We start from the raw sequence: 3,964 nt of genomic DNA, 5'->3' as shown, positions 1-3,964 counted from the left end.
ATATTATATACTTCGTTAAGATGATTGTTGTATCTCGTTAAAAAATAAAATAATTTTTCCTTGATTGCATTTTGTCATCAAAAAAGACTTGGTTTTTCTTTTTTGACTATTCCCATCGCAGAAAACGACGCATCATCTTTAATCGATGCGCGGAAATATTTAACTTGAACAAGCGGAAATAAATGAGCAGCTATTCAGATTATTCTTTATGTTGGGTCTATTAAGGTTATGTTAATTGTAGCTTTGCTATGCTAGTAGTAGATTTTTGATAAATGTTTTATGGTCACAAATGAACGTGAGTAAATATGTCGCTATCTTTTCCTTTGTTTTTATTCAGTTAATCAGCGTTGGTAAAGTTTTTGCTAACGCAGATGAGTGGATGACAACGTTTAGAGAAAATATTGCACAAACCTGGCAACAGCCTGAACATTATGATTTATATATTCCTGCCATCACCTGGCATGCACGTTTCGCTTACGACAAAGAAAAAACCGATCGCTATAACGAGCGACCGTGGGGTGGCGGTTTTGGCCTGTCGCGTTGGGATGAAAAAGGAAACTGGCATGGCCTGTATGCCATGGCATTTAAGGACTCGAGGAACAAATGGGAACCGATTGCCGGATACGGATGGGAAAGTACCTGGCGACCGCTGGCGGATGAAAATTTTCATTTAGGTCTGGGATTCACCGCTGGCGTAACGGCACGCGATAACTGGAATTACATCCCTCTCCCGGTTCTACTGCCATTGGCCTCCGTGGGTTATGGCCCAGTGACTTTTCAGATGACCTACATTCCGGGTACCTACAACAATGGCAATGTGTACTTTGCCTGGATGCGCTTTCAGTTTTGAGACAAATGAAGTTTTAGTAACTTCTTTAAAATCAATAGCTAAAATAAGTAACATCAAAAATAACGCGACTTTTATCACTTTTTAGTAAAGTTGCACTGGACAAAGCGTACCACAATTGGTGTACTGGTAACCGACACAGCATTTGTGTCTATTTTTCATGTAAAGGTAATTTTGATGTCTAAGATTAAAGGTAACGTTAAGTGGTTTAATGAGTCCAAAGGATTCGGTTTCATTACTCCGGAAGACGGCAGCAAAGACGTGTTCGTACACTTCTCTGCAATCCAGACTAATGGTTTTAAAACTCTTGCTGAAGGTCAGCGCGTAGAGTTCGAAATCACTAACGGTGCCAAAGGCCCTTCTGCTGCAAACGTAATCGCTCTGTAAGATACGTCAGCAAGAATTCAAAACCCGCTTAATCAGCGGGTTTTTTTTTGGTCTTTAGTGTGCGGTTGAGGCCGAAAACAGCCAGAAAGCCAGTGCTGTCATGGCAAAAGACCCCAGAAGGTTGACGAAAACGTTCAGTAATGCCCAGCCAAAGCGACCCTCTTGTAACAAAAACACCACTTCTGCCGAAAATGTTGAGAAGGTTGTTAGACCGCCACAAAATCCGGTGGTGATTAATACTTTCCACACTGGATCAATGTTCGTCATCCTGCTGAACCATGCGAATCCCATTCCTATGATGAATGCCCCAATCAGGTTTGCTGCCAGCGTCCCCAACGGAATCGCCTGATGCAGCGGGTTAAATCGCATACTTAACAGCCATCTCGCCACGCTTCCCGTACCACCGCCAATAAAAACTGCTAAAAGAAGTTGTAACACTGCAAAATCCTGCTATTTGATTTGTATGAGTGATAAGTGTAACGCCGAATAATCGTCGTTGGCGAATTTTACGACTCTGACAGGAGGTGGCAATGCTGGTTGCCGCAGGACAGTTTGCTGTTACATCTGTGTGGGAAAAGAACGCTGAGATTTGTGCCTCGTTGATGGCGCAGGCGGCGGAAAACGACGTATCGCTGTTCGTCCTGCCGGAAGCATTGCTGGCGCGCGATGATCATGATGCAGATCTATCGGTTAAATCAGCACAGCTGCTGGAAGGCGAATTCCTCGGACGTTTACGGCGAGAAAGTAAACGTAACATGATGACGACAATTCTGACGATTCATGTTCCTTCAACGCCGGGGCGCGCATGGAATATGCTGGTGGCGCTACAGGCAGGAAACATCGTCGCCCGTTATGCCAAATTGCATCTCTATGATGCATTTGCCATTCAGGAATCACGCCGTGTTGATGCTGGTAATGAAATCGCTCCGTTACTCGAGGTGGAGGGGATGAAGGTCGGTCTGATGACCTGTTATGACTTACGCTTTCCAGAGCTGGCGCTGGCACAGGCATTACAGGGAGCTGAAATCCTGGTACTTCCTGCCGCCTGGGTTCGCGGGCCGCTCAAAGAGCATCACTGGTCAACGTTGCTTGCCGCTCGTGCGCTGGATACCACCTGTTATATGGTGGCGGCGGGGGAGTGCGGGAACAAAAATATCGGTCAAAGCCGGATTATAGATCCCTTTGGCGTCACCATTGCGGCAGCGTCAGAAATGCCTGCACTCATTATGGCGGAAGTGACGCCCGGACGTGTGCGTCAGGTGCGCGCGCAACTGCCCGTCTTAAACAACCGTCGCTTTGCGCCGCCGCAATTATTATGATGTTTTTTTACTCGGCGCTTGATTCACCTTGTTACAGATTGCTATTGTGTGCGCGCGTCGAATGACCGTTAATATTCTCTGGTTTTTAAGGCGCGTTCTGTTGCCGGTTATATGTCAAGAAGGTATCTATGGGTGAGATTAGTATTACCAAACTGCTGGTAGTTGCGGCGCTGGTCGTTCTGCTGTTTGGGACTAAGAAGTTACGTACGCTGGGCGGAGACCTTGGAGCGGCCATTAAAGGGTTCAAGAAGGCGATGAATGATGACGATGCTGCGGCGAAAAAAGGCGCAGACGTTGATCTTCAGGCTGAAAAGCTCTCTCATAAAGAGTGACGTGGCGAGCAGGACGCTCCCTCAATATCTTGTTCGATACAAAAAACCCGCTTCAAAAAGCGGGTTTTTTATCAGACAGATGTAAGTAATTATTACAGGATTACTTAACTTCCATCCCTTTCGCCTGCAAATCGGCGTGGTAAGAAGAGCGGACAAACGGACCGCATGCAGCATGGGTAAAGCCCATCGCCAGCGCTTCGGCTTTCATTTCGTCGAACTCATCCGGGCTAACGTAACGTTGAACCGGCAGGTGATGGCGGCTTGGCTGCAAATATTGCCCCAGCGTTAACATCGTCACACCATGACGGCGCAGGTCGCGCATTACCTCAATAATTTCTTCATTGGTTTCACCCAGTCCCACCATCAGACCAGACTTGGTCGGGATTTCCGGATGCGCTTCTTTAAAGCGTTCCAGCAGCTTCAGCGACCAGTTGTAATCTGCACCAGGCCGTACCTGACGGTAAATACGCGGTACGTTTTCCAGGTTATGGTTGAACACATCTGGTGGCGTTGCAGTCAGAATATCCAGAGCACGATCCATACGACCACGGAAATCCGGCACCAGAGTTTCAATTTTGATTTGCGGGCTTTTTTCCCGAATGGCAGTAATGCAATCCGCAAAGTGCTGGGCACCGCCATCGCGCAGGTCATCACGGTCAACGGAGGTGATAACCACATAACGCAGCGCCATATCGGCAATGGTCTGCGCCAGTTTCACTGGTTCATTGGCATCAGGAGCTACCGGGCGACCGTGGGCAACATCACAGAACGGACAACGGCGGGTACAAATAGCGCCGAGGATCATAAACGTTGCTGTGCCGTGGTTGAAGCATTCCGCCAGGTTAGGGCAGGAGGCTTCCTCGCAGACAGAATGCAGGCCATTTTTGCGCATTGCGGCTTTGATGCCCTGGATACGTGTAGAGTCCGCTGGAAGCTTGATTTTCATCCATTCCGGCTTGCGCAGCAGGGCTTCGCGCTCTGTTGCCACGTTTTTAACCGGGATAAGGGCCATCTTATCGGCATCGCGGTATTTAACACCGCGTTCCATCACAATGGGTTTACTCATAGCGTGCGTGTTC

At 47.8% G+C, this 3,964-nt stretch carries 6 protein-coding genes; 4 read left to right on the top strand and 2 right to left on the bottom strand.

From position 1 onward, the window contains the following. Positions 1 to 289: 289 nt before the first annotated feature. Both pagP and cspE read left to right on the top strand, forming a co-directional pair. Complete coding sequence (gene pagP, locus E0D98_RS21940; protein ID WP_131891012.1) at positions 290 to 850, top strand: lipid IV(A) palmitoyltransferase PagP; 561 nt, start codon at positions 290 to 292, stop codon at positions 848 to 850. Positions 851 to 1,024: 174 nt separating this feature from the next. Next, positions 1,025 to 1,234, top strand: coding sequence for a transcription antiterminator/RNA stability regulator CspE (gene cspE / locus E0D98_RS21935; RefSeq protein ID WP_000034825.1), 210 nt, complete (start codon positions 1,025 to 1,027; stop codon positions 1,232 to 1,234). Positions 1,235 to 1,288: 54 nt separating this feature from the next. Here cspE and crcB read toward each other — a convergent pair whose 3' ends face one another. Next, positions 1,289 to 1,672 carry a fluoride efflux transporter CrcB gene (gene crcB / locus E0D98_RS21930; protein ID WP_000939738.1) on the bottom strand — a complete coding sequence of 128 codons (384 nt, stop codon included), beginning with the start codon at positions 1,670 to 1,672 and terminating at the stop codon, positions 1,289 to 1,291. Between the two features lie 92 nt (positions 1,673 to 1,764). Between crcB and E0D98_RS21925 the strand changes: the two genes are divergently transcribed. Both E0D98_RS21925 and tatE read left to right on the top strand, forming a co-directional pair. Then, positions 1,765 to 2,553, top strand: coding sequence for a deaminated glutathione amidase (locus E0D98_RS21925; protein WP_001377903.1), 789 nt, complete (start codon positions 1,765 to 1,767; stop codon positions 2,551 to 2,553). Between the two features lie 128 nt (positions 2,554 to 2,681). Then, positions 2,682 to 2,885 carry a twin-arginine translocase subunit TatE gene (tatE, locus tag E0D98_RS21920; RefSeq protein ID WP_000503931.1) on the top strand — a complete coding sequence of 68 codons (204 nt, stop codon included), beginning with the start codon at positions 2,682 to 2,684 and terminating at the stop codon, positions 2,883 to 2,885. Positions 2,886 to 2,985: 100 nt separating this feature from the next. On the opposite strand, the gene lipA is transcribed toward tatE, so the two are convergent. Then, a complete protein-coding gene (gene lipA / locus E0D98_RS21915) occupies positions 2,986 to 3,951 on the bottom strand; it encodes a lipoyl synthase (protein ID WP_000042632.1) in 966 nt (321 codons plus the stop codon). Between the last annotated feature and the right edge of the window lie 13 nt (positions 3,952 to 3,964).

Origin of the sequence: Escherichia sp. KCJ4928 (assembly GCF_004352695.1) — a bacterium.
GTDB lineage: Bacteria > Pseudomonadota > Gammaproteobacteria > Enterobacterales > Enterobacteriaceae > ECMA0423.
This window is presented reverse-complemented; position numbering and strand designations above follow the sequence as displayed.

Bases quoted from the DNA above. Each gene is read 5' to 3' on its own strand.
- lipA (WP_000042632.1), bottom strand. From the start codon at position 3,951: ATGAGTAAACCCATTGTGATGGAACGCGGTGTTAAATACCGCGATGCC.
- pagP (WP_131891012.1), top strand. From the start codon at position 290: ATGAACGTGAGTAAATATGTCGCTATCTTTTCCTTTGTTTTTATTCAG.
- tatE (WP_000503931.1), top strand. From the start codon at position 2,682: ATGGGTGAGATTAGTATTACCAAACTGCTGGTAGTTGCGGCGCTGGTC.
- E0D98_RS21925 (WP_001377903.1), top strand. From the start codon at position 1,765: ATGCTGGTTGCCGCAGGACAGTTTGCTGTTACATCTGTGTGGGAAAAG.
- cspE (WP_000034825.1), top strand. From the start codon at position 1,025: ATGTCTAAGATTAAAGGTAACGTTAAGTGGTTTAATGAGTCCAAAGGA.